The sequence below is a fragment of the Vulcanimicrobium alpinum genome, assembly GCF_027923555.1.
Lineage (GTDB): Bacteria > Vulcanimicrobiota > Vulcanimicrobiia > Vulcanimicrobiales > Vulcanimicrobiaceae > Vulcanimicrobium > Vulcanimicrobium alpinum.
The window spans coordinates 3,252,961-3,277,446 of record NZ_AP025523.1; the positions used below are offsets into that span (position 1 = coordinate 3,252,961).

The following is a 24,486-nucleotide window of genomic DNA, read 5'->3' on the forward strand; positions in this document are numbered from 1 at the left end:
ATAGCCTGGGAGTACACGCTTTGAAGAGCATGCCGCGTCTCGCCGGCGTGTGCGCCGCCGCGCTCACCCCGCTGGACGCCGACCTCGCGCCCGACACCGAGGCCCTGGTCGGGCACTTGCGGCGACTCCTCGCCGGCGGCTGCGACGCGATCAACCTGCTCGGGACGACCGGCGAGGCGACGTCCTTCTCCGTCGAGCAGCGCCTGCGCGTCCTCGAGGCCGTCGCGGCCTCCGGCCTGCCGCTCGAAGCGATCATGGTCGGCACCGGGGCGGCGGCGCTCTCAGATGCCGTGCGGCTGACCCGCCGCGCGACCGAGTTGGGCTACGCCGGAGCGCTCGTGATCCCGCCGTTCTACTATAAGAACGTCGGCGACGACGGAGTGACGGCGTACTATGCGGCGCTGATCGAACGCGTTTCCGACCCGCGCCTCCGCCTCTACCTCTATCACTTCCCGGCGATGAGCGGGGTTCCGATCACCGCCGACGCGATCGCGCGGCTGCGTTCCGCGTACGGTGCGACGATCGTCGGCGTGAAAGACAGCGCGAACGCGCCGGGCTACGCAGCGGGACTCGTTGCGCAGTTTGCGGATCTCGACGTTTTCCCGAGTACCGAAGCGATCCTCGCGACGGCGCGCCGCGACGGGTTCGCCGGCTGCATCTCGGCGACGGTCAACGTTACGGCGGAGTTGGCCGGCAGCGTCTGGCACGCAGGCGAGGACGACCCGCAGCGCGCATCGCGGCAGGAGCTGCTGAGCGCGCAGCGCGCGACGATCGGGCGCTTTCCGCTGATCCCTGCTCTGCGTCATCTCATGGCGCGCCGGACGGATGACGACGCCTGGCTGCGCATCGTGCCGCCGCTGCGTCCGCTCGAGGCGCGCGATGCCGCGGAACTCGACGCCGAGCTTGCGCTCGAGGCGGTTCGATGAAGGTCACGATCGTCGGTGCCGGCGCGATCGGCGGCCTCGCGGGCGCGTTCATGACCAAGGCGGGCTACGACGTTCTGCTGGTCGACCGCTGGCAGGAACACGTCGACGCACTCAACCGCGACGGGCTCTTCATCGACGGGATCCGCGGCGAGATGCGCATCCCCGTGCGCGCGGCCACGCCCGAAACGCTGACCGGTCCGCTCGAAGCGGTCCTGATCGCGACGAAATCGCAGCACACCGGCGACGCGGTGCGCGAAATTCTTCCGCTGTTCGGCCCGCAGACGTTCATCGTCTCGTATCAGAACGGATTCAACGAACCGCTGATCGCCGAGATTCTGCACGGCGCGGGGCTCGGAGGGATGGAACGCGTGATCGGCTCGATCCCCAACTACGGCGGCGCGCTCGTCGATCCCGGTCACATCGAGTTTGTCCACGAGGGACCGATCCAGCTAGGCGAGATGAACGGCGCGTCGACGCCGCGGCTCGAAGAACTCGCGCGCATGCTCGAAGCGCTCACGGTCGTGCAGCGCTCGAACAACATCTGGGGCCAGATCTGGGCGAAGGAAGTGTATTCGGCGCAAGTCGTCTTCTCGGCGCTCGCCGACGCGCCGATCCGCGAGACGCTCGGCGTGGAGCGGTACGCGCGCGTCGCCGGCGCCGTCGTCCGTGAAGCGCTCGAGATCGCCGACGCCAACGGGATCACCGTCGAAGCGTTCGACTTCTTCGACCCCGCGAACTACCGGCCGCAGACGCCGGCCGACACGCGCAGACTGCTCGACAATATCAACCACGCGATCTGGCTCCTCAAGAAAGACCAGAAGCCCGAGACGCACCAGTTCCGCAAGAAGGGCTCGGGGATCTGGTGGGACATCGTCTACCGCAACCGCCCCTCCGAAGTGCGCGCGTCGAACGGCAAGCTGATCCACTTCGGCCGCGCTGCGGGCGCCGACGTGCGGCTCAGCGAGAAACTCTGCTCGATGATCTACGAGATCGAAGACGGGACGCGGCCGCTGGGCTTCCAGAACTTCGACGAACTCGAAGCGTACGTGCAGTCGATCGGGAAGGCGCTGCCGTGAGCGGCGTGCTGAACGTCGGCGTGATCGGCGCCCACCGCTGGGCCGAGAGCGCGCATCTCCCTGGCTACGCCGCCAACGACCGCGCGTGCGTCGTCGCGATCTGCGACGTCAAGATCGAGCGTGCGCGCGCGATGGCCGAGAAGTTCGCGATCCCCAAGGTGTACGCGAACCATCACGACCTGCTCGCCGATCCCGCGGTGCAAATGGTCGATGTGTGCACGCCGACCCACACCCACCTCGCGCTCAGCACCGATGCCGTCAACGCCGGCAAGCACGTCCTCAGCGAAAAACCGCTGGCCAACCGCGCCGACGACGCGTTCGCGCTGGCGCGGCTCGCCGATGCGCGCGGCGTGCGCACGAAGCTGGGCTTCACGTTCCGCTACTCGCCGGCGATGCGGCAATTGCGCGCCTGGATCGCCGACGGCACGCTCGGCGAGATCTTCCACATCCACGGATTCGAGCAAAATTCGCAGTTTCTCGATCCGGATTTTCCGCTGCGGCAAGTGACGCCCGGCGCGCCGCGCGACCGCCTCATCCCCTCGTCGGTGGTCGGTTACGGCTCGCACTTGGTCGACCTGATGCGGTGGTGCGGCGGGGAGTTTGCGCACGTGACGGCGTCGCTGCGCAACTTCGTCCCCGAGCGCGTGGTGCGCGGCGAACCCGGCCGCCAGCGGATCCTGGTCGAAGACGGCGCGATCGGCCTAGTCGAGTATGCCGCGGGGACGCAAGGGCTGCTGCAGACGTCGTACATCGCGGTCGGCAACTATCCCGGCGTCGAGGTGCGCGTCTACGGCTCGAAGGGCGCGGCGATCGCGCGGCTGATCGACGAGCACGGCGTCGCCGAAACGCTGACGCACGCGCGCGCCGACGCGGTCGAGTTCGAGCGGATCGCGATCGGCACCGATGCGCTCCCGCCCGGGACGACGCTCGCGACGCCGTGGCCGGAACTGTACTACCGCAACCTCGTCCGTCACTTCGTCGACGAGATCCTCGACGACGGCCCGGCCGACTGCACGTTCTTCGACGGCGCGAAAAGCCAGGAGATCGTCAACGCGCTCATCCGTTCGCACGACGAGCGGCGCTGGATCGCGCTCGGCGCGGATCACGCGGCGTGACGCCATTCGACGAACTCGTCGATGATTTTCTCGACGTTCACTGGGCGTTCGCGCCGATCGACGCCTCGTTCGCCGGCGAGATCGCGTACGACGGAAGCCTGCCGCCGTGCGATCTCGGCGCGCCCGCCCGCCACGCCGGCGAACTGCGCGAACTCATGCGGCGCCTCGACGCGGTCGTCGTCCCCGCCGATCCCGGTGCGCGGCTCGACGCACGGCTGATGCGCGCGCACGCGGCGCACGTCCTCGACCAGCTCGCCGGGCGCAGCCGCTTTCACAATCCCGCCTGGTACACCGGCGAGATCGCGTTCGGTCTGATCGCGCTGCTGCTGCCGCGCGCGGCGCCGCGCGATCCCGACGCATTCGCACGCCGCGTCGCGCTCATCCCCGATCTGCTTGCGGACGCGGCGATGCACCTGCGCGGGACCCGCGTTCCGGCCGACTGGACGGTGCGCGCGCGGAAAGAGTGCGCTGCGATCGCGCGGCTGCTCGGCCGCATCGAAGGCGTCGCGGGAACGAGCGCCGCCGTCGCCGCTCTGCGGCGGTTCGAGGCCGCGATCGCCGAACGGCCCGATGCCGATCCGGCCGCCGGCGAAGCGCGGATGACGAGGCTGATCCGCGACGTGCACGGTCTCGACGCCACCGCCGCGACGCTCGAACGCGACGCCGCGGCGGCGTTCGCGGAGGCGGAAGCGGCACTTGCGGAGGCTGCGGAGCGTCACGATCCGGCGCATACTTGGCGCGAGCAGATCGCACGTCTGGGCGAACTCGGCCCCGCGCCCGACGGCGCCCTTCCGTCGTATCGCACGTGGCACGATCGTGCCTTGCGCGACGCGGAGCCGCTGCTCACGCCGGCATCCGACTACGCGCTGGAGTTCGCGCTGCTCCCCGAGTGGGCGCGCGACGTCGCGGGCGACCTGTACTTCCTGTTCTACCGTTCGCCCGCGGCGCGCCGCCCCGGCAACGGCAGCATCTATTGGGTGTCGCCGCCCGAAGGCGACGACGACGCCGTGCGGCGCGCGCACAACACCGCGGCCGTGAAGCTCGTGCACGCCGTGCACCACGGCAGCATCGGCCACCACACGCAGAACGCGCGCGCGCGGCGAGCGGCGTCGCGGCTCTCGCGCATCGCCGGCACCGACTGCGCGAGCGGGATCATGATGCTCGCCGCCGGGACGATGGTCGAAGGCTGGGCCTGCTACGCCGAAGATCTGCTCGAAGAGGTGCCGGAGTTCTACACGCCGGCCGAGCGCGTAATGCTGCGCTACTTCGAGTTCCGCAACATCGCGTGCTGCCTCGCCGACCTGCGGCTGCATCTCGGCGTGTGGACGCTGGAGCAGATGCGCGCGTTCTATCGCGACGAGGTCGCGTTTGCGCCGGCGCGGATCTGGAACGAGACGACCCGCAACGCGATGTTCCCCACCAGCCGGCTGATGTACTGGACCGGGACGCAGCAGATTAAAACGCTGCGCGCGCGCTCGCGGCTCCCCGCCCGCGTCTTCCACGACCGGCTGCTCTCGTTCGGGTCGGTGCCGGTTGCCTGGATCGATCAGGAGGTTCCGGCATGAACGGGTTGCGCGCGTGTGCGCTCGCCGCGGCGAGCCTCTTCGTTGCCGGATGCGCGAGCAGCAGCGGCCCGAGCGGCGGGACTACACACGCCCACTGGCTGCGGCTCGCGACCGGCGGCGGTGACCCCAACAGCCTCAACATCCATCAGGATCCGTCGCTTACCGCCGGGATCATCGCAGAACTCTCGCAGGCGTACCTGGTGCGCTACGACCGCAACGGAAATCCGGTCCCGGAACTGGCGACCGAGATCCCGACGCAGCGCAATCACGGGATCAGCGCCGACGGGAAGACGATCGTGTGGCACCTGCGCCGCGGCGTGCGCTGGTCGGACGGCGCTCCGTTCAGCGCCGACGACGTCGTGTTCACCGTACGCGCGATCCTCAACCCGAAGAATAACGAAGAACAGGGCACCGTCGGCTGGGATCTGATCGCGCAGATCGACGAGCCTGACAAGAACACCGTCGTGTTTCACCTCAAGCGGCCGTACTCCGATTATCTCCCGCTCTACTTCGGGACGGCGGGGAACGAGCCGTGCATCCTGCCGCAGCACATCCTGGGGAAACTCGCGTCGTTCAACGACGCGCCGTACAATGCGGCGCCGGTCGGAATCGGGCCGTTCCGGGTGACGGCGTGGCGGCGCGGCGACGCGATCGAACTGGAAGCGAACCCGTACTACTGGCGCGGCAAGCCGAAACTGGAGCGCATCACCTACAAACTGATCCCCTCGCAGGAGACGCTGACGGCGCAGATGCAGACCGGCGAAGTCGACCTGTGGCCCGAGACCCCGCCGAGCTACATCGATCGGCTCAAAGCCGCACCGTCGCTGCGCGTTCGCGTCGCTCCCAACTATCGCACCACCAACCTCGACTTCGTCGTGACGCGGCCCAACGTCGCCGACCCGCGCGTTCGCCGCGCGATCCGCAAGGCGCTCGACCGGCGCGAACTCGTCGCGAAGATTCTCCACGGCTACGGCTTCCTGCACGACGGCGTCGCGATTCCGCTCGCGCCGCCGGCGCCTGAGAGCGTCGTCGACCGGTACGATCCCGCAGGTGCGCGCGCGCTGCTCGACGCCGCGGGCTGGCGCGCCGGCGCGAACGGGATCCGCGCCAAGAACGGCGTCCCGCTCGCGCTCGATCTGGTGTATCCGGCGGGATCGGCCGAGCTCGACGGTCAGACCGAACTGCTGCGCGCGTATCTCAAAGCGGTCGGCATCGAGGTGCAGAGCAAGAAGTACGCGCCGAACATCTTCCGCGCGCTGCAGCAGAACGGCGGCATTCTCTACGGCGGCAAGTACGACATGGCGAGCTACCCGCGCACGCTGCAGTCGGTCGCCGACGTGCGCGGACTGTACAGCTGCGCGTCGCGCCCGCCCAACGGCGAGAACGCGAGCCGCTACTGCAGCCCCGAGGCCGACGCGCTGCTCGACCGCATCCAAGGGACGTACGGCGAGCAGGAGCGCAAGGCGCTGCTCGCCCGTTACCAGCAGCGCCTCAACGACGACGCGCCGACGATCATGCTCTTCGCGTGGAAGGGCGGAACCGCCGCGAACGTGCGCGTGACCGGATTCGATCCGCCGATCCTCACGCCGTTCGACGATATGATGGGCGTCGACGCGCGATGATCGTGATGGTCGCGAGCCCGCTCGAAGCAGCGCTCGTCGAACGGATTCGCGCCTGCGACGCGGTCTCGGAGGTGCTCTATGACCCGGCGCTGCTGCCGCCGCCGCGCTACCCGTGCGACCACGGCGGCGACCCGTCGTTCGCGCGCGACGCCGCCGGCGAGGCGCGCTGGCAGGCGATGCTCGCGCGCGCCGACGCGATCCTGGGCTATCCGAACGAAAGCCCCGACGGCCTGCGCGCGTCGCTCGCCGCCGGACCGCGGATTCGCTGGGTGCAGGGAACGTCGGCGGGGATGGGCGCGCACATCCGGCGGGCGCAGCTCAACGCGGCGACGCTCGAGCGCGTGACCTTTACCTCGGCGGCGGGCGTGCACGCGGGGATGCTCGCCGAGTTCGCGTTCTACGGCCTGCTCGCGCTGCGCAAGGACGCGGCGCGGCTCGCCGCGATCCGCGCCGAGCGGGCGTGGCAGCACTATCCGATGGGCGAACTCGACGGCTCGACGATCGCGATCGTCGGGATGGGCCAGATCGGCCGCGCGATCGCGCAGCGTGCGCGCGCGTTCGGGATGCGCGTGACGGCGGTGAACCGCAGCGGCGAGCCGGATCCGCTCGCCGAGCGTACCTTCCCGACGGCGCAGGTGCGCGAGGCGCTCGCCGGCGCCGACGCGGTCGTCGTCACCCTGCCGATCACCGAACGCACGCACCATCTCGTCGACGCCGCAGCACTCGCCGCGCTCGCGCCGGCAGCGATCGTCGTCAACGTCGGCCGCGGCGCGGTGATCGATCAAGCCGCGCTGATCGACGCGCTGCAGCGCGGCACGCTCGCGGGCGCCGTGCTCGACGTCTTCGATCCCGAACCGTTGCCGCCCGACAACCCGCTGTGGACGATGCCCAACGTCATCTTCAGCCCGCACACCGCCGCGCTCTCGCTGCACGAGAATGCGCGCATCGCCGATCTGCTCTGCGAGAACGCGCGCCGCGTCGCACGCGGCGACCGGCCGCGCAATCTCGTCAATCTGCGCGAGTTCTACTAGCGCCGCAGCGCGAGGTCGCGCGGTCCGGCGATGCGAAGGGCCGCGCATGCTGATCGCCGCCGTGCTCTCGGCTTGGGTGCAGTTCGCCGTTGACGGAGCGCCGCACGCTCGAGCGCTGGTCACGACCGCGTGCCCGGCGCTGCGCGCCGACGGCGCGCGGATCCCGATGCGCGTGCGCGCGCCGATCGATCTCGATCGTCACTGGGACGAGGCGGTCTGCGACGCGCCGGTGCCGCCGCACGCAAAGGCGTTGGCGGTGGAAAACACGCCGCTCCCCGCCATTCCGCGCACCGTCCGCACGGTCGTCGTCTTCGGCGACACCGGTTGCCGGATGAAGGGCGGCGAACAGCAGAACTGCGGCGACCTCGCCGGCTGGCCGTTCGCGCGCATCGCGCGTTCGATCGCGCGCGTGCATCCCGACGTCGCGATTCACGTCGGCGACTACTACTACCGCGAGAACAACTGCGCGCCCGGGATTCAAGGCTGCATCAACTACTGGGGCGACACGAGCATGTCGTGGGTCGCCGATTGGTTCGCCCCCGCGGCGCCGATCTTCGCGCGCGTCCCGCTGCTGCTGAGCCGGGGAAACCACGAAGACTGCAAGCGCGGCGGCGCGGGCTGGTACCGCTACCTCGAACCGAGTGCGGCGACGGCGTGCGCCGACCCGATCCCCGTCGACGAAGGGACGATGCCGTATGCAGTCGCGCTCGATCGCTTGCGTGTCGTGATGCTCGACTCCGCGTCGGACGCGAGCGACACGCCGGCCGATCCGGCGCGTACCGCGTACTATCAGCGCTCGCTGGACGCGGCGGCCGCGCTGGGCGGCGGCGGCGGCGGCGATGCATGGATCGTCACCCATCGTCCGCCATATGCGAACGCGAACATGTCCGCGGTGCTGAAGGCGAAGCCTGCGGAGTTCGCGCCGTTCACGCTCGTCCTCGCCGGACACGTGCACGACTTCGCGACCGCGAATCTGACGGGCTTCCCGCCGCTGATCGTCAACGGCGAAGGCGGCGACGAACTCGACGAAGCCGACGCGGTCGGCGGGTTCATCAACGGCAACGGCCATGCGTTCGCCTCGCCCGCGCCGTTCGCAACGAAGCAGTTCGGGTTCGCCGTGTACACGCGGAGCGCGCAGGGGTGGTCGATCTCGCTGCGCGATGCGGACGGGATCGAGCGTCGCGCGTGCGCGTTCGCGCACGGCGCGGTGGGCTGCTGATGCGGCCGCTGCTGTCGCACGTCGACCTGCGCGTGCGCGACCGCGCGGCGGCGGCGGAATTCTACGACGCGTTTCTCAACCTGCTGGGCGCGGTCAAGTCGGTCGGCGAAGAGTTCACCTCGTACAGCATCCCCGACACCGAGACCGGTGCGGACGATCCGGATGCCGATTGGTTCGGCTTCTGCGAAGATCCGGCGATGACGCCGGGTTCCGGGCGCGTCTGCTTTCGCGCGCCGACGCGCGGCACGATCGACGCGATCGCGACGATTCTGCCGGCGATCGGCGCGCGCAACATCGAGATGCCGCACGAGGCGTACGGCGCAGGATACTATGCGTGCTTCTTCGAGGATCCCGACGGGAACAAGCTCGAGCTCGTCGTGATCGGCTGACTCAGCGGCGCGAGCGCAGGCGGTCGATCCAGGTCGCCCACATCGCGAGCGCGACGAAACCGAACATCGCGGCGATCCCGTAGGCGTTTGCGCCGTAGTGGAGCGGGACCGCGCCGACCAGCACGATCGCGGCGAGCAGCGTGAGCAGGCGCGAGCGCCGGGTGAAGCGTCCCGCGCTGCGCGGGCTCGACATCAGCAGAAAAAACCCGAAGTAGACGAGGCCGGCGATCTCGTACGGAATCCCGCTCTCGAGCAAACGATCCACGAGACCTGAGTACCGCCCACCATCACGCTGAGCCTTTCGTCACGCTGAGCCTGTCGAAGCGCAGCCGCTGACGACCTCAGCGTGACCAGGCGTAGGCGTTCCAGGTTGGGTTGAAGGCGTTGGGGGAAAAGTTGCGGAGCGTCGTGCGGTACGCGTATGAGTACGACGGGTTGAAAAGGTAGACGATCGGGACGGCGTCGGCGACGCGCCGTTCGATCTGTGCGTAGAGCAGCTTGCGCTCGGCACGATCCGGCGCGACGAGCGCCCGCGCTTCGAGCGCATCGACCGCGGGATCGCACCAGCGCATCACGTTGCCGCTCCCCGCGCACGTGAGCAGGAAGGAGTCGTCCGGGTCGGCCCCCATCGGCCACGGGACGTAGGCCAAATCGAACGCGCCGGTCGCGAGCGTCCCGCCCTGGGACTTGGGCAGAAACAACTGCGCGTTCGAGAGCGATTTGATCGTCACGTTCATCCCGCGCGCTTTGAGTTCGCTCTGCACGAGCGTTGCGACCCGCACGCCGGTCTGCGATTCGGGAAACTGCACGTAGGTGAGCGCGAGCGCCACGCCGCGCTTCGCGCGCATCCCGTCGGCGCCGCGCCTCCAGCCTGCGGCGTCGAGGAGCCGGTCCGCGGCCGCGGGGTCGAACGCCGGCTCGTGCACCGACGGATCGCGCGCCCACGAGCCCAGCGGCTGCGCGGTGTCGACGACGGGATAGCGCCCGAACGTGATCTTCCGCGAGATCGCGCCGCGGTCGATGGCAGCGGCGATCGCGCGGCGCACGCGCGCGTCGTCGAGCGGCGCATGCGCGGTGTTGATCGCGATCCCGGCGATCAAGGTCAGCGGGACAGTCCGGAACGCGATCCCGCCCGGCGCGCCGAGCGTCTCGCGCTGGGCCGGCGAGAACAGGTTCCAGTCGAGTTCGCCGCTGCGCATGAGGGTGAAGTTGGTGTTGGGATCCGGGACGACACGAAGGTCCAGACGGGACGCCCGCGGCGCGCCGCGCCAGTAGGTCGGGTTCGGCTCGTAGATCAGCCGCTCGCCGCGCGACCACGAGACGAGCCGGTAGGGGCCGTTGCCGACGGGGTGCGCGCCGAACGCGCTCGTCGCAAGCGACGGTTCTTTTTCCAGGAGGTGGGCCGGAAGCACGTACTGCGGCGCGACGCCGTAGCTGAACAGCGTCGCGACCGCCGGAGCCCACGCGTTCTTGAGCGTGACGCGCACGGTGTGCGGGTCGACTGCCTCGACGCGCGCGACGCGGTCGTAGCCCGCGCGCGAGCGCACCGGGTTGCGGTCGTCGAGGATCGCGTGGAGCGTCCATACGACATCGTGCGCGTCGACGGGCGCGCCGTCGCTCCAGCGCACGCCGCGCCGCAGGTGGTAGACGATCGTCCGGCCGTCGCGCGAGATCCCGCCGTTCGCCGCCGTCGGGATACGGTCGAGCAGGATCGGGATCGCGCGGCCGCGTTCATCGACGTCGATGAACGGTTCGAACGCAAGCCGCGCGACTTGTTGTTCGACGCTGTTGGCGTCGACGTGCGCGAAGAGCGGATCGAGCGTCTGCGGATCGGCGGCGAGTGCGAACCGCACCCCGCTGCCCGAAGCGGCTCCGCCGGCGTCAGGAGCGCGGGCGCACCCCGCAGCGCCGGCGACCACGACCGCGGCGAGAAGAACGGCGGCGGCTCTGAGCATCGCCGCCTCGTTCACGGATCGGGGCGGTTCGCCCCGTCAGGCCGCGCCCGACTCGGCTTCCGTCTCTTCGGGGCGGCGCCAAATGATCGATGCCTCCGTTCGGACGCGATCGATCGCTTGGTCCAGCGCTTGGGTCCGGTCGGCGCGGCAAGCGCAACCGATGCCGCGCGCTCCCGCGCAGCCGGCTTCACCGTGATCTTCGAGGCTATGGCCGCAGGGACAGTGTACGAGGTAATTCATTCCGCTCACCCTCCTCCCACTAGTGGGTCGCTATCGTACAATTCGCGCTGTACCTCGTCGGTACGGAACCGAACACTCTCGCTTGAGGGGCGGGGAGCGAGCCAGGAAGCGATCCCGGCGTCGAAGAAATCTACGCTCTATGGCGTTAAAGGCCGAAACAATCGATGCACGCAACGGTCGAGCACCCGCCGGACATCCGGAACTGGACCGCATCGACCTGCGCCTGCTGGAAGCGCTGCAGCGCAACGCTCGCTCGACCTATGCCGAGCTGGGCGCGCTCGTCGGCCTCAAGCCGCCGGCGGTTCACGACCGCGTGAAGCGGCTTGAGAATCGCGGCTTCGTGCGCAGCTACGCGGCGCAGCTCGACCCGCGCCGCGTCGGCTACGAACTGACCGCGTTCGTCGGCGCGTACTGCGCGCCCGACCTCGACTACGACGCCTTCACCGCTGCCATCCAAACGTTTCCTGAAGTGCTCGAGATCCACAGCGTCGCCGGCGACGAGACCTACGTCCTCAAGGTCGTCACCCGGTCGACCGGCCATCTCGACGACTTCCTCACCCGGCTCAAGCGCGTCCCCGGCGTCGCCCGGACGCGCACGACGATCGTGCTCTCGACGCCGTTCGAGCGCGGCGGGCTCCCCGTCGAGGCGCTCGGATGATCGCGGCAGTCACGCCGCTCTGCCGGCTCGGCTCGCATCGCGTCATCGAGCCGAAGGGCGCGCTCCCTCAGAACGCGTGGAAAGTCGACAACACGCCGCGCGCGCTCGCGAACGAGATTTTGTGCGACGTCGAGACGCTCAACATCGACTCGGCGTCGTTCAAACAGATCGCCGATACCGCCGGCGGCGACGAGCGTGCGATCGCGGCGCGCATTCTGGAAACGGTGCGCGAGCGCGGGAAGCAGCACAATGCGGTCACCGGGAGCGGCGGGATGTTCATCGGACGCGTCGTCGCGATCGGCGACGAGCTCGCCGCACGCGACGATATCGCGATCGGCAACCGCATCGCCTCGCTCGTCTCGCTGACCCTCACGCCGCTGCAGCTCGACGCGATCGAACGTGTCGATCTCGCGACCGGCCAAGTGCGCGTGCGCGGGAAAGCGATTCTCTTCGCGAGCGGGATCTACGCCCGGTTGCCGGACGACCTGCCGGTCGACGTCGCGCTCGCCGTCCTCGACGTCGCGGGCGCACCGGCGCAAGTGCGGCGGCTCGCGCAGCCCGGCGCCACGGTCTGCGTGATCGGCGCCGACGGGAAATCCGGGATGCTGGCGTGCGCGCAGGCGCGCGAGCGGGTCGGCCCCGGCGGCCGCGTCGTCGGAATCGTCCCCGACGGCACCACGCCGAGCGCGAGACTGCTCGTCGATCACGGCTACGTCGACGCGATGATCGTCGCCGACGCGCGCAACGCCCTCTCGGTGATCGAACACGTTCCCCAGGCGATGCCGCACCTGGCCGATCTGGTGGTGAACTGCGTGAACGTCGGCGGGACCGAGGTCACCTCGATCGTCTGCTGCCGCGATCACGGCACGGTCTACTTCTTCTCGATGGCGACGTCGTTCACGGCCGCGGCGCTGGGCGCCGAGGGGATCGGGAAAGACGTCAACATGATGGTCGGCAACGGGTACGCTCACGGCCACGCGGTCGTCGCGCTGCAGACGCTGCGCGATCATCCGGCGATTCACGACTATTTCGTCGCGCGCTACGCGACGGCGACGGCTTCGGAGATTCCCACGCGATGATGCATCACCACAAGCCGCCGGTCGATCCCGCCGAGCTCGAGCACCGCAACGTGCGCCAAGGTGAGTTCTGGCGCGACGTTCCGGCGTACGAGCACGTCGACGAAGCGACGTTCCTCGACCACATCTGGCAGGGCCGCAACTCGGTGAAGACGCCGGAGGAACTCTTCGAGACGATCGGGACGAGCGTCGACCCGACGTTTCTCGAAGACGCCAAGGAAGGGTTCCGCCGCGCGCCGATGGCGGTGCGCGTCTCACCGTACGCGATCGCCTCGATCGATTGGACGCGTCCGTACGAAGATCCGATCCGCCTGCAGTTCATCCCGGTCGCCTCGCGCCTGCTCCCCGATCATCCGCGGCTGACGCTGGACTCGCTGCACGAACAGGACGACTCGCCGGTGCAGGGTCTCACCCACCGCTACGTCGACAAGGCGCTCTTCCTGCCGCTGCAGACCTGCCCGGTGTATTGCCGTTTCTGCACCCGCTCGTACGCGATCGGTCCCGATACGGAGAACGTCGACAAAGCGCCGCTCGCGAAGACGACCGACCTCTGGAAGGCGGCGTTCGACTATATCGCCTCGCGCCCGGAGATCGAGGACATCGTGATCTCGGGCGGCGATACGTATCAGCTCGCGCCGAAGAATATCACGTTGATCGGCGACGCGCTGCTCGCGATCCCGCACGTGCGGCGGATGCGCTTCGCGACCAAAGGCCCGGCGGTGATGCCGATGAAGATCCTCACCGACACGGCGTGGACCGATGCGCTCACCGGCGTCGTCGAGCGCGGGCGCGCGCTCGGCAAGGACGTCGTCCTGCACACGCACTTCAACTCCCCCAATGAGATCACGTGGATCACGCAGCGGGCGATGGCGCTGCTGTTCGAGCGCGGGATCACCGTGCGCAACCAAAGCGTGCTGATCCGCGGAGTCAACGACGACGCGCGCACGATGACGACCCTGGTGAAGCGGCTGTCGTGGATCAACGTGCATCCGTACTACGTGTACATGCACGATCTGGTGAAGGGCGTGGAAGACATGCGCACCAGCGTGCAGACGTCGATCGAACTCGAAAAAGCGGTGCGCGGGACGACGGCGGGCTTCAACACGCCCCTCTTCATCTGCGACGCCCCGGGCGGCGGCGGGAAGCGCGACATCCACTCGTTCGACTACTACGATCGCGAAAACGGGATCGCGGTCTACTCGGCGCCCAGCGTGAAGCCCGGGCAATCGTTCCTGTACTTCGATCCGATCGATACGCTTGCACCCGAGGCGCAGGCGCGCTGGGCGGTGCCGGAACTCCAGGAGCGGATGATCGCCGAGGCCGTCGCGCGCGGAGGCGCGAAAGTCGCCGCCCTGGCTTAGGGACCGGGGGGAGCGGCGCCGCGGCCCGAAGGGCGGCGCATGTTGAGCGGATTTCGAGCCTTCCTCCTGCGCGGGAACGTCGTCGATCTCGCGGTCGCCGTGGTGATCGGCGCAGCCTTCGGCGCGGTCGTCACCGCGTTCGTCAAAGACCTCATCACGCCGCTGATAGCGGCGCTGTTCGGGAAGCCGGATTTCAGCGCGATCGGCTTCACGATCAACAACGCGCGGTTTCTGGTCGGGGATTTCATCAACGCGCTGATCGCGTTCGTCCTCGTCGCGGCGGCCGTGTACTACGCGGTCGTGCTGCCGATGCAGCACGTCGACGCGTGGCGCAAGCGCGGCGAGCCGTTGCCGCCGGCGACCAAAGAGTGCCCGTACTGCCTCGAGACCGTCCCCGTCGCCGCGAGTAAGTGCCGCGCGTGCACGTCGGCGCTCGGAGTCGCTTCGGCCTGAGGCGTCGAAGCGCCGCGGTACCATGCTGATCAACGCCGTCGTGTACACCGTCCCCGAAGACCGCGCCGACGAGGTCGAGCGCATGTTCGCCGAGCTCGCGGCCGCATCGCGCAAGGAGCCGGGATGCCTCGGCTACGAGGTGATGCGCGGCGGCGAGGGAGCGCGCGGAACGTTCGCGCTCTTCGAGAAGTGGCGCGATCAAGCGGCCCTCGACGAGCACATGGCGGCCGAGCATTTCATCCGGCTCGGATTGAACGGCGTCCGGCCGATCGCCACCGGCCGCACGGCGGTCAAGGGCGCGCTCGTCGCATAGCGTGCGCGTCTGCGTCTATTGCGGCTCGTCGCCGGGCGACGATCCGCGTTTCGCAGCGCACGCGCGCGCGTTCGGGACGGCCCTCGCACGGGCAGGCATCGGCGTCGTCTACGGCGGCGGCCGCATCGGGCTGATGGGCGCCGTCGCCGATGCGGCGCTCGACGCGGGCGGCGAGGTGATCGGCGTCATCCCGCGCTTCCTCGAGGAGCGCGAGGTCGCGCATTCGGGCGTCGACCTGCGGGTCGTCGGCTCGATGCACGAACGCAAGGCGCTGATGGCCGAACTCGCCGACGCGTTCGTCGCGCTTCCGGGCGGCTTCGGAACGTTCGAGGAGTTTTTCGAGATCGTCACGTGGGTGCAGCTCGGGCTCGCCGACGCGCCGTGCATCCTGGCGAATCTCGACGGCTACTTCGACCACTTGCTCGCGCTGATCGACTCCACGCATGCGAAGGGGTTCATCAGCGCTCGCAACCGCGCGATCGTCGAGTCGTTCGAGACGACCGCCGAAGTGATCGCGCGGCTCGCGCGCGACGATGCGCCGGCCCATTGACGCGGCGACGCTGCGGCGTTAGATTCGTGGCCCGGCGCGCAAGCGATCGTTATCGCATGATTAACACGCTCGAACGCCGTTCTTTGCAGCATGCCCTTGCCAGGAAAGCGTGGGTTCACGATGTCGACCGCCCTGTTCCCGACTGATGATTCGCTCGCCGATGAGACGATCGACCGCGCGGCGACGCTCGCCGTAAGCGGCGAGGCGCCCGACGACGTTGATGATGATGATGACGACGAGGACGACGATCTCGACGACGACGACGACGAGGCGGACTGATCGCCGCCCGGCGCCTGACCGTCGCGGTCCCGCTTCGGCGGGACCGCGATGCCGTCAGGCCCGCATCGTGCGCACGAGCGCGGCGGTTCCGCCGACGCGGATGCGATCCGGCTCGACGCGGACGATGAGTTCGCTCGGCGACGGCTGCGGCATCAGCGCTCCCTGCTCGAACCGGTACGACGCATGCTCCGCGTTGTGCGCGAGGAGGCCGCCGAGCAGCCCCGCCGCCATTCCGGTCGCCGGCTCTTCGGGAATCCCGATCCGCGGCGCGAACATCCGGATCGTCGCGTCACAGCCGGGCGCATCGCGCGCATACACGTAGTACCCGTACGCATCCGCCTCGGCACTGATCGACGCGATCGCCTCGGGATCGGGGACGGCCGTCGCGAGCGCGTCGCGCGTCGTCTCGATGAGGATGAAGCGAACGCCATGATCGGCGATTACCGGCGTGCCGGCGAGCGCGTTCGGCGCGAGCGCGAGCGACGCCGCGATCGCGCCGGCGCGCGCGAACGGCGTGAGCGCGGGACGCGGCTGGTCCATGAAGATCCGGTCGCCCTCCCGCTCGATCGCGCGATCGCCGATCGTCGTCCGCTTCACCGCCGTCGTTGCCGCGAGCATCCCGCGTTGGACGAGCAGGCCGAACGCGCCGACGGTCGCGTGGCCGCAGTCCGGCACCTGCGCGACCGGCGTGAAAAACGTGACGTCGTACACGCCGTCGCCGAGATCGTGGACGAACGCCGTCTCGGGGACCGCGACGACGGCGGCGATCCGTTGACGCTCCGCAACGGGAATCATGCCCGCGTCGAGGACGACCCCGGCGAGATTGCCGCCCGCGCCGTCCTTGGTGAATGCTGCGACGAGCGCAACCTCCGTCGTCCCGGTCGATGTCGTCTGCATGCTACAGCGGCGCTTCCTGGAGATGCGCGGCGTAGGAGCGAGGGTCGAAATACCAGCCGGGGAGCGACGGCGGAAACTTGATGTCGCTGAAGATGTAGTCGACGTCCTTGCCGTCGTCGTGATATCCGCCGCCGACGATGCCGTGGAGCGACGTGACGACCGGATGACCGTCGACGTTCCCCATCGTGATCGTGAACGTCACCGGGAAGACTTGCGCTCTCGACGGGTTGGAATCGGTGAACAGTTTGTCGGTCGCGACGAGTTTGTGGAGTTCGAGCGTGGTTTTGTCGCAGTAGATCTCACGCAGGCGGTTGCGCTCGACGTCGCGCGTCGGCTCGATGGTGAGATGGAGTTCGTCGCCGATCGTCTCGATCGCCGTGACCTTGTAGTCGAACTCGAAGATCCCGCGCACGGCGCCGATGATCGGGGGCGCGATCCCGCTGGGCTCGGGCGTCGGCACGTCGCTCACGAGCGTTTTGCGCAGCGGCGCCGGTTCGAAGACGTCGGCGGTCGGCGGCCCCGGATCGCGGTCTTCGTTGAACGCCGGGCGGTCGAACGTCATGTCGCCGCGCGCGAAGTCGCGGAAGACCAGCCGCGTGAGCGCCGCGCGATCCGCGTTGCGCACCCAGATGTGCTTCGTGTAGCTGTTGACGGGATCGACGTAGCCGTTCGTGGCGAGCTGCTTGCGCGTGAGCGTGTAGGTCTCGAACGGCGGCGGCGGCCGATGCGTGCGGAACTGCGCCCGGATCATGCCGAGCAGACGCTGAGGCGTCGGCGAGGGGGTCGGCGACGGGGCCGGCGTGCGAACCGCCACCGCGGCCGCGAGGAGCACGGGAGCCAGCATGCGCGGACCTACGGCACGCCGCCGCGCTTCGCCCGCCAAGTTTGCTTGCGGCGGAGCAGGCACCCCCCGGAAGAAAGTGCGAACTGTTGCGGTTCCCGCCTCGGAAAGGACCGCCGCCATGACCTCCGTGCTGGAACGCTCGACGCTCTTGAAGTCGCAGGCCTTCGTCGGCGGCGCGTGGGTCGACGCGGACGACGGTGCGACATTCCCGGTCTACGATCCGGCGACCGGCGAGCGGATCGCCGACGTTCCGCGCTTCGGCGCGAACGAGACGCGGCGGGCGATCGAGGCCGCGAACGCCGCGCTCCCGGCGTGGCGCGCGAAAACCGGGAAGGAGCGCGCCGCGCTCGTGCGGCGCTGGTACGAACTGATCGTCGAGCACACCGAAGAGCTCGCGCACATCATGACCCTCGAACAGGGGAAGCCGCTCGCGGAAGCGCGCGGCGAGATCGCGATGGGCGCCGGCTACGTCGAGTGGAACGCCGAAGAAGCGAAGCGGATCTACGGCGACACGATCCCGACGCTCGCGAACGACCGCCGCATGGTCGTCGTGAAACAGCCGATCGGCGTGTGCGTGGGGATCACGCCGTGGAATTTTCCGCACGCGATGGTGACGCGCAAGGCGTCGCCGGCGATCGCCGCAGGCTGCACGTTCGTGCTCAAACCGGCGGAGCAGACGCCGCTCTCCGCGCTCGCGGTCGCCGCGCTCGCCGAGATGGCCGGCTTACCGGCGGGCGTCTTCAACGTCGTCACCGGCGACGCGACCGACGCGCCGGTGATCGGCGAGGAGATGACGTCGAACCCGATCGTGCGCAAACTCGGCTTCACCGGCTCGACCGCGGTCGGCAAGCTGCTCATGGCGCAGTGCGCGCGCACGGTCAAGAAGGTCTCACTCGAACTCGGCGGCAACGCGCCGTTCATCGTGTTCGACGACGCCGACGTCGATGCCGCGGTCAACGGCGCGATGGCGGCGAAGTTCCGCAACGCCGGACAAGTTTGCGTGAGTCCCAACCGCCTTTTCGTGCAGAGCGGGATCCACGATGCGTTCGTCCAGCGTCTCGCGGAACGCGTGCGCACGCTGCGGACCGGCAACGGGTTCGAAGACGGCGTGCAGATCGGGCCGTTGATCGAGGATCAGGGCTTCGCCAAGGTCGTCGAGCACGTCGACGATGCGTGCGCGCACGGTGCCCGGCTGGTGACCGGCGGCGCGAGCAAACTCGGCGGGACGTTCTTCGAGCCGACGGTATTGACCAATGTGAACGCGACGATGCGGCTCAGTCACGAAGAGACGTTCGGGCCGGTCGCGGCGATCGCGTCGTTCAAGACCGAAGCCGAGGTGATCGCGACGGCGAACGACACGCCGTACGGCCTCGCGTCGTATTTTTACAGCCGCGACATCGGCCGCGTGTGGCGGGTCGCCGAAGCGCTCGAAACCGGAATGGTCGGGATCAACACGCCGATGCTTGCCAACGAAGCGATCCCGTTCGGCGGCGTTAAGGAATCCGGGATCGGCCGCGAAGGCTCCAAATACGGGATCGAGGAGTGGACCGAGATCAAGTACCTCTGCTTCGGAGGCCTCGACACATAAGGTCGCGCCGAGCGCGTTGTCACGCTGAGCGCATCTAACTGTCCACTTTTCGGGGGCACGTTCACGCTGAGCTTGTCGAAGCGCAGCCGCAATCAGGCACGAAGAGGCGCTGCGCTTCGACAGGCTCAGCGTGACTGCGCGGACGACGTGGGCGACGCGGGCGACGCGGACGGTACCAGGAAGTCGAAGTCGCAGCCGCGTTCGGGGCCGAGGACGTGTTCCGCGTAGAGTTTGCGGTAGCCGCGCGATGCGAGCGGCGCGCGCGGAACCGCAGCGAGACGGTGCGCGATCTCCTCGTCGCTCAGCGCGACGTCGATCCGCCGCTCGCGCAAACTGACGCGAATGCGATCGCCGTCGCGGACGGCGGCGAGCGGCCCGCCGACCCCGCTCTCCGGTGAGATGTGCAGCACCACGGCGCCGTACGCCGTCCCGCTCATCCGCGCATCGCTGATCCGCAGCATGTCGCGCACGCCGCGCGACAGCAATTTCTTCGGAATCGGCAAGTAGCCGGCTTCCGGCATCCCTGCCGCGATCGCGCCCGCGTTCTGCAGCACCAGCACGTCGTCGGGCTCGACGTCGAGCGCCGGATCGTCGATGCGCGCAGCGAGATCGGCGAGATCGCGGAACACGACTGCGCGCCCTTCGTGCTCCAGCAGCCGCGCGTCGGCGGCCGCCGCCTTGAGGATCGCGCCGTTCGGTGCCAGGTTGCCGAAGAGCGCGACGAGCGCATCGCGCGCGACGATCGGATCGTCCGCCGGCCGGATCACGTCGCGATCGACGTACGCCGGCACCCGCGCGAGCCGCGTCGCCAGCGTCTCCCCCGCCGCCGACACGGTCTGGCGATGCAGCAGCGGCGCAAGCTCGCGGAGCAGCGCGCCGACGCCGCCGGCGGCATGGAACTGCTCCATGTAGTGCGCGCCGACCGGTTTCAGGTTCACCAGCACCGGCGTCGCGGCGGCGATCGCGTTGAAGTGCTCGAGCGTCAGCGGGACGCCGGCGCGACCGGCGATCGCGGTGAGGTGGATCGCGCCGTTCGTCGAGCCGCCGAGCGCGAAGAGGACGCGCAGCGCGTTGTCGACGCTCTCGCGCGTGACGATCCGCTCGGGCGTCAAGCCGTCGCGCGCCATCTCAACGGCGCGCGCGCCGCTCGCCTCCGCGAATCGCAGCCGCTCCGCGTGCACTGCGGGCGGCGTCGCCGAACCGGGGAGACTCATCCCGAGCGCTTCGGTGACGCACGCCATCGTGCTCGCGGTTCCCATCACCGCGCACGTCCCCGCCGTCGTCGCGAGGTTCGATTCGAGAGCGCGGATCCGCGCGTCGTCGAGCTCGCCGGCGCGATAGCGCGCCCACCACGACCGGCAGTCGGTGCACGCGCCCAAGCGATTCCCCTCGAAGCTCCCGGTCATCATCGGACCGACGACGAGCGCGAGCGCGGGCTTCCCGGCCGAGATCGCTCCCATCAGCTGCGCGGGCAGCGTCTTGTCGCAGCCGCCGATCAGCACGACGGCGTCCATCGGCTGCGCGCGAATCATCTCCTCGACGTCCATCGCCATGAGATTGCGAAAGACGAGGCTGGTCGGCGTGAGATACGGTTCGCCCAGCGAGATCGTTGGGAACTCCATCGGTAGGCCGCCGGCCGCGAGCACGCCGCGCGAAACGGCCTTCACCAATTCCGGCGTGGTGCGATGGCAGTTGTTGAAGTCGCCGCCCGACGTCGCGATCCCGACGATCGGCTTTGCCAGCATCTCGTCGGAGTAGCCCATCGACTTGGCGAACACACGCCGTAGGTAGAGCGAGAACTCGCGATCGCCGTAGTTGGTGAGCCCCTGCGACAATCCGGTTTCCGGCATGACGCGGCCTTCGGCGAGGCCTGCCGCGACCCCGGCACATTTGCTGGAGACCATCGTGGTGCGGCCGGCGAGTCGCGAAACTGCGGCTCGGTCCGCTCCGCCGAAGGCCAAGGGGAACGCCGCAAGCGGCGAAAAGACGAAAACCGACCGCGAGCGTTGCTCGCGTCGACTGAGGGAGGTTTCGGGTGACATATTTCGTCGTTTTGCAACGCTGGTCCGTCGCAGCGATCGCAGGTTCCGCGGCACTCGTGATCGCCGCAGCCACGGGAGCGCAGCCGGGAAGTTACTACACCAAAGCGCAAGCCGCCGCGGGCGCCGTCGTCTACAGCGGGCAGTGTCAGCAATGTCACGGCGTCAACTTGCAGGGCAATTCAGGTCCGGGGCTGATCGGCGACGCGTTTCACGCCTACGTCGGCCCGAACGGGACGGCGAAATCACTCTATAACTTCATCGCCGAGCAGATGCCGGCGGACAAGCCGGCGTCGCTCACGCAGCAGCAGTACCTCGACGTCACGGCGTACCTGCTCGCGCGCAACGGATACCCGGCCGGATCGCACGCGCTCTCGCCGTCGACGCTCGGCGGCCTAAAACTCGGCGCCGTGCACGCGACGGCGAAGACTGAGATCGCCGGAACCGGCGGTGCGCAGCACGACGAGATCGTGCGCACGGCGCCGCCGACGAACGTCGTGTACGCAAAGCTGCCCGGCAACGCCGACGTCAACGTTACCGACGCGATGCTCGCCGGCGCGAACGCCGACACCGCGAACTGGCTGCTCACCGGGCGGACGTACGACAACCAGCGCTACTCACCGCTCTCGCAGATCAGCACCGAGACGATCGGCTCGCTGACCGTCGCTGGCCTCGCGCAGACCGGGATGACGGCGAGTTTCGAATCGACGCCGATCGTGGTGAACGGCGTCATGTACCTCACCACGCCGACGGTCGAGAACAAGATGAAGATCATGGCGCTCGACGCGACCAACGGCGAGCGTCTGTGGGAGACGACGTACACTCTCGGTCCGTTCCAGATCTGCTGCGGTCCGGTGAACCGCGGGCCAGCCGTCGGCTACGGCATGGTCTACGCGCTCACGCTCGACGACAAACTGCTCGCGCTCGACGCCGCCACCGGCAAGCAGCGCTGGTCGGCGACCGTCGCCGATCCGAAGGTCGGCTACACGGAGACCATGACGCCGCAGGTCTACGACGGGATGGTCGTGATCGGCAGCGCGGGCGGCGAGTGGCCGATCCGCGGTTTCGTCGCCGCCTATGACGCGCATAGCGGCAAGCAGAAATGGCGCTGGGATTCAACCGATCCGAAGACCTACGGCGGCGATTCGTGGAAGCGCGGCGGCGCGATGGTGTGGACGACGCCCGCGATCGATCCGCAACTCGGACTCGTCATCTTCTGCACCGGCAATCCCAACCCCGATCTCAACGGATCGTATCGCAAAGGCGACAATCGCTGGAGCGACTCGATCGTCGCGCTCGACGTACGCACCGGCAAGCTGAAATGGGGCTACCAGCAGATCAAGCACGACGTGTGGGATTACGACGCGGTCAGCCCGGTCGTGCTCTTCGACGTGCATCAGAACGGCCAGACGATCCCGGCCGCGGGTGAAGCGGGGAAGGTCGGCTGGTTCTACATCCTCGACCGCCGCAACGGGAAACTGATCCGCAAATCCGATCCGTACGTGCTGATGTCGAAGAACATGTTCAGCCAGCCCACAAAGACGGGCGTCGACATGCTGCCGGGCGCGAACGGCGGCGCGGAATGGTCGCCGCCGGCGTACTCGCCGCAGACCCATTACGCCTACGTCCTCGGCATGGATCAATTGATGACGTTCAAGACCGAGCCCGACGAGTATCAGCCCGGACGCATCCGTCTCGGCAGCGCGTTCATCAACGTCAAGAAGGGCGCGATCCAGGACGGGCGTTTCGTCGCGATCGACACCGAGACGGGGAAGATCGCGTGGACGTACATGACGCCCCAGCCGCTGATGGGCGGCGCGCTCGCGACCGGCGGCAACCTGGTCTTCTTCGGTGAGGGGAACGGCTGGTTCGACGCGCTCGACGCGACCAGCGGGAAGCGCGTGTGGCGCTACAACCTCGGCGCGGGCGTGAACGCGCCGCCGATCACCTACACGGTAAACGGCCAGCAGTACATCGCGGTCGCCGCCGGCGGGAACTTCCAACTCTCGTTCCCCTACGGCGACACCGTCGCGATTTTCAAACTGAACACCGCACCCCCGTCACGCTGAGCCTGTCGAAGCGCCACCCGGATCGCCACGAAGGGACCGAACCCTGCGTGCGAGCTCCGGGCGGCGCTTCGACGGGCTCAGCGCGACGTAGGGACGCGACGTAGCGAGCGCCCGCATTCTTCCTAGCAGGCCGGGTTCGCATCACATCGAGGAGAGGCGGGACAAAACGAGCACGGCGTGCGTTCGCACAGCGTGAAGCCGAGCGTTATGCCAATCACCCGTACGATGACGGTCCTGCTGTTCTGCGCCGCGACGATCGCCGCATCGGCTGCGCCGAACGCGCCGCCGGCGAAGACCGCCGCCGACGCGAAGACGGCCGCCGCCTCGAAGACTGCGCCCGCCACCCCCGCGAAGCCGGGGACGCTCTCCAAGTGGCAGCAGTTGCAGCAAGAGAAGTACCACAACTCGGCGCCGGCCGACGAGTACTTCGGCAAGATGAAGATGAGCTATCTCGGCATCAACAACACCTATCGGGATGCCGCGATCGCCTCGGGCGACCACACGACGAATGCCGGGGTCGTCAGCAAGGTCGCCTTCGCCGACGACGCGCTCGCCGCGTGGTCGAAGAAGTATCCGAAAGACCCGCAGCTCGCGCGCACGTACTTCCTCGCGATCGAAAGCGACAAGCGCATCTGGCTGCAGCCGAACCAGCAGCGCGCCTGGACGTACATGAACCGCATCGTCTCGACATTCGGCGACACGTACTTCGGCAAGATCGTCAAGAAGAATCTCGGGATCGGCTTTACCGAACACTACTATGCGGAAGCGGTCGCGTGCGCGACCGCCGCGCCGACCGAGACGCCGGCCCCCGCACCCGCAACGACGGCGACCGAAGCACCCCGCCGCGGACGCGGCCCAGCGCCGACGCCCACGCCGTCGCCGACACCGACCGCCACCCCGACGCCGTCGCCGACGCCATCACCGGTCCCCACGCCGCGCGCGATCGGCAAGGGTCTCAAAGTGATGATCGAAACGCCGCCGTGCGTCCCGCCCGCGACGCCGTCGCCGACCGCACTGCCGACGACGCCGGTGACGAGCGCGCCGCTCGCTACGCCCGCGCCCGGAACGGCGACGCGCGCCCCGCTCGCATCTCCGGCGCCGTCCGCTGCTTCGCCCATTGCGTCGCCGTCGACGACGATCGCGAGCCCGCGTCCGTCCGCCTCGCCCTCGCTTCCGGTAATGCCGACCCCGGCGGCGTCACACCGGCCGTCGACGCGTTAG

At 68.8% G+C, this 24,486-nt stretch carries 23 protein-coding genes; 18 read left to right on the top strand and 5 right to left on the bottom strand.

Features of this window, described 5'->3' with window-relative positions:
* Window positions 1-29 precede the first annotated feature (29 nt).
* Genes WPS_RS16690 through WPS_RS16725 form a run of 8 tightly spaced genes read left to right on the top strand, consistent with a single transcriptional unit; the run spans window position 30 to window position 8,943 of the window.
* Window positions 30-926, top strand: a complete 897-nt coding sequence (locus WPS_RS16690) for a dihydrodipicolinate synthase family protein (RefSeq protein WP_317995585.1) — start codon at window positions 30-32, stop codon at window positions 924-926.
* Window positions 923-2,002, top strand: coding sequence for a ketopantoate reductase family protein (locus WPS_RS16695; protein ID WP_317995586.1), 1,080 nt, complete (start codon window positions 923-925; stop codon window positions 2,000-2,002). Before WPS_RS16690 ends, WPS_RS16695 begins: the two co-directional genes overlap by 4 nt.
* The gene (locus WPS_RS16700; protein WP_317995587.1) at window positions 1,999-3,117 is read left to right on the top strand and encodes a Gfo/Idh/MocA family protein; all 1,119 of its coding nucleotides are present in this window, start codon (window positions 1,999-2,001) and stop codon (window positions 3,115-3,117) included. The genes WPS_RS16695 and WPS_RS16700 overlap by 4 nt, the downstream gene beginning before the upstream one ends.
* Window positions 3,114-4,682, top strand: a complete 1,569-nt coding sequence (locus tag WPS_RS16705) for a DUF885 family protein (RefSeq protein ID WP_317995588.1) — start codon at window positions 3,114-3,116, stop codon at window positions 4,680-4,682. Before WPS_RS16700 ends, WPS_RS16705 begins: the two co-directional genes overlap by 4 nt.
* Window positions 4,679-6,304, top strand: coding sequence for an ABC transporter substrate-binding protein (locus tag WPS_RS16710; protein ID WP_317995589.1), 1,626 nt, complete (start codon window positions 4,679-4,681; stop codon window positions 6,302-6,304). The genes WPS_RS16705 and WPS_RS16710 overlap by 4 nt, the downstream gene beginning before the upstream one ends.
* Window positions 6,301-7,335 carry a D-2-hydroxyacid dehydrogenase gene (locus WPS_RS16715; RefSeq protein ID WP_317995590.1) on the top strand — a complete coding sequence of 345 codons (1,035 nt, stop codon included), beginning with the start codon at window positions 6,301-6,303 and terminating at the stop codon, window positions 7,333-7,335. Before WPS_RS16710 ends, WPS_RS16715 begins: the two co-directional genes overlap by 4 nt.
* 46 nt (window positions 7,336-7,381) lie before the next feature.
* A complete protein-coding gene (locus tag WPS_RS16720; protein ID WP_317995591.1) occupies window positions 7,382-8,554 on the top strand; it encodes a metallophosphoesterase in 1,173 nt (390 codons plus the stop codon).
* Complete coding sequence (locus tag WPS_RS16725; protein WP_317995592.1) at window positions 8,554-8,943, top strand: VOC family protein; 390 nt, start codon at window positions 8,554-8,556, stop codon at window positions 8,941-8,943. The genes WPS_RS16720 and WPS_RS16725 overlap by 1 nt, the downstream gene beginning before the upstream one ends.
* A 1-nt stretch (window position 8,944) precedes the next feature.
* Here WPS_RS16725 and WPS_RS16730 read toward each other — a convergent pair whose 3' ends face one another.
* Together WPS_RS16730 and WPS_RS16735 are read right to left on the bottom strand one after the other, a co-directional pair.
* Window positions 8,945-9,208: a hypothetical protein gene (locus WPS_RS16730; RefSeq protein WP_317995593.1), complete on the bottom strand. Its 264-nt coding sequence runs from the start codon at window positions 9,206-9,208 to the stop codon at window positions 8,945-8,947.
* A 76-nt stretch (window positions 9,209-9,284) separates the two neighbouring features.
* Entirely contained in the window at window positions 9,285-10,898 is a 1,614-nt protein-coding gene (locus WPS_RS16735; protein ID WP_317995594.1) for an ABC transporter substrate-binding protein, read from the bottom strand.
* A 379-nt stretch (window positions 10,899-11,277) separates the two neighbouring features.
* On the opposite strand from WPS_RS16735, the gene WPS_RS16740 reads away from it, so the two are divergent.
* The 7 genes from WPS_RS16740 (at window position 11,278) to WPS_RS16770 (ending at window position 15,828) form a co-directional block, all read left to right on the top strand.
* Window positions 11,278-11,796: an Lrp/AsnC family transcriptional regulator gene (locus WPS_RS16740; RefSeq protein ID WP_317995595.1), complete on the top strand. Its 519-nt coding sequence runs from the start codon at window positions 11,278-11,280 to the stop codon at window positions 11,794-11,796.
* A complete protein-coding gene (kdd, locus tag WPS_RS16745; protein WP_317995596.1) occupies window positions 11,793-12,875 on the top strand; it encodes an L-erythro-3,5-diaminohexanoate dehydrogenase in 1,083 nt (360 codons plus the stop codon). The genes WPS_RS16740 and kdd overlap by 4 nt, the downstream gene beginning before the upstream one ends.
* Window positions 12,872-14,233 carry a KamA family radical SAM protein gene (locus tag WPS_RS16750; protein ID WP_317995597.1) on the top strand — a complete coding sequence of 454 codons (1,362 nt, stop codon included), beginning with the start codon at window positions 12,872-12,874 and terminating at the stop codon, window positions 14,231-14,233. Before kdd ends, WPS_RS16750 begins: the two co-directional genes overlap by 4 nt.
* 39 nt (window positions 14,234-14,272) lie before the next feature.
* Window positions 14,273-14,686, top strand: coding sequence for a large conductance mechanosensitive channel protein MscL (mscL, locus tag WPS_RS16755; RefSeq protein ID WP_405054907.1), 414 nt, complete (start codon window positions 14,273-14,275; stop codon window positions 14,684-14,686).
* 22 nt (window positions 14,687-14,708) lie between these two features.
* Window positions 14,709-14,999 (top strand): putative quinol monooxygenase, encoded by a 291-nt coding sequence (locus WPS_RS16760; RefSeq protein ID WP_317995599.1) that lies wholly within the window; start codon window positions 14,709-14,711, stop codon window positions 14,997-14,999.
* A 1-nt stretch (window position 15,000) separates the two neighbouring features.
* Entirely contained in the window at window positions 15,001-15,549 is a 549-nt protein-coding gene (locus WPS_RS16765) for an LOG family protein (protein WP_317995600.1), read from the top strand.
* Between the two features lie 120 nt (window positions 15,550-15,669).
* Window positions 15,670-15,828, top strand: a complete 159-nt coding sequence (locus tag WPS_RS16770) for a hypothetical protein (RefSeq protein ID WP_317995601.1) — start codon at window positions 15,670-15,672, stop codon at window positions 15,826-15,828.
* A 54-nt stretch (window positions 15,829-15,882) separates the two neighbouring features.
* Here the strand turns inward: WPS_RS16770 and WPS_RS16775 are convergent, their stop codons facing one another.
* Window positions 15,883-16,725: a PhzF family phenazine biosynthesis protein gene (locus tag WPS_RS16775; RefSeq protein ID WP_317995602.1), complete on the bottom strand. Its 843-nt coding sequence runs from the start codon at window positions 16,723-16,725 to the stop codon at window positions 15,883-15,885.
* A gap of 1 nt (window position 16,726) precedes the next feature.
* Complete coding sequence (locus WPS_RS16780) at window positions 16,727-17,569, bottom strand: hypothetical protein (RefSeq protein ID WP_317995603.1); 843 nt, start codon at window positions 17,567-17,569, stop codon at window positions 16,727-16,729.
* Between the two features lie 118 nt (window positions 17,570-17,687).
* Between WPS_RS16780 and WPS_RS16785 the strand changes: the two genes are divergently transcribed.
* A complete protein-coding gene (locus tag WPS_RS16785) occupies window positions 17,688-19,157 on the top strand; it encodes an NAD-dependent succinate-semialdehyde dehydrogenase (protein ID WP_317995604.1) in 1,470 nt (489 codons plus the stop codon).
* 125 nt (window positions 19,158-19,282) lie between these two features.
* Here WPS_RS16785 and WPS_RS16790 read toward each other — a convergent pair whose 3' ends face one another.
* A complete protein-coding gene (locus WPS_RS16790) occupies window positions 19,283-21,007 on the bottom strand; it encodes a dihydroxy-acid dehydratase (RefSeq protein WP_317995605.1) in 1,725 nt (574 codons plus the stop codon).
* A 185-nt stretch (window positions 21,008-21,192) separates the two neighbouring features.
* Here WPS_RS16790 and WPS_RS16795 point away from each other — a divergent pair, with 185 nt between their 5' ends.
* Both WPS_RS16795 and WPS_RS16800 read left to right on the top strand, forming a co-directional pair.
* Window positions 21,193-23,265, top strand: a complete 2,073-nt coding sequence (locus WPS_RS16795; protein WP_317995606.1) for an outer membrane protein assembly factor BamB family protein — start codon at window positions 21,193-21,195, stop codon at window positions 23,263-23,265.
* 207 nt (window positions 23,266-23,472) lie between these two features.
* Complete coding sequence (locus tag WPS_RS16800) at window positions 23,473-24,486, top strand: hypothetical protein (RefSeq protein ID WP_317995607.1); 1,014 nt, start codon at window positions 23,473-23,475, stop codon at window positions 24,484-24,486.